1 protein-coding gene and 1 pseudogene are annotated in these 645 nt (G+C 65.6%); one reads left to right on the forward strand and one right to left on the reverse strand.

Translation table 11 applies throughout. The features are described 5' to 3' along the window. Positions 1-8 precede the first annotated feature (8 nt). A complete protein-coding gene (locus F6Q13_RS19365; RefSeq protein ID WP_293059969.1) occupies positions 9-335 on the forward strand; it encodes a hemophore-related protein in 327 nt (108 codons plus the stop codon). 61 nt (positions 336-396) lie between these two features. Here F6Q13_RS19365 and F6Q13_RS19370 read toward each other — a convergent pair. Next, a pseudogene (locus F6Q13_RS19370) lies at positions 397-645 on the reverse strand (SAM-dependent methyltransferase); the annotation flags it as partial.

Here is a 645-nt window from a genome sequence, read left to right on the forward strand (position 1 = left end):
CGAGCAGACTGGCATTAAGCAGACTGGCCGTCGCGGTTGGCAGTGCGGCGTTGCTTACCGCTGGGGCCGGGGTTGCCTCGGCAGATCCCGATCTGGGTCCGATCGTCAACACAACCTGCAGTTACCCGCAGGCGGTCGCAGCGTTGAACGCGCAGGATCCGGCTGCCGCCGCGCAGTTCGACGCGTCGCCGCTAGCGCAGTCCGCTCTGCGTCAGTTCCTGGCCTCGCCGCCGAGTCGGCGCTTGCAGATGGCCCAGCAGATCGAGAGCTCGCCGGCGGCTCAGCAGTACCTGGGCCTCTTCCAGCAGGTTGCCAACACCTGCAACAACTACTGACTGGTTGCGCGCAATTTCCCGGCGGCCGGATCCATGAGCACGGCGGGGAACAGACACCGCTTCACGGCTTGGTGAAGCAGTACATCCGGTACTCGAGTCCCCCGCTTTCCATCTCCCGGTAGAGCGTTAGGTCGGGCACGCCCACGACCTCGCGGGCGAAGCCACGAAGAAATGCCGGGACATGGCGATCGATGAGGCCCATCCAGTGCTGCGCATTTTTGTCCATCCCGCGCAACACCTCAGCATTGATCACCCGCTGCGCAAGCATCCGCAGCGCGCTGCCCGCCAACGCCGCCTCCCAGGCGGCGAT

The organism is Mycobacterium sp., assembly GCF_008709575.1.
Taxonomy (GTDB): Bacteria; Actinomycetota; Actinomycetes; order Mycobacteriales; family Mycobacteriaceae; genus Mycobacterium.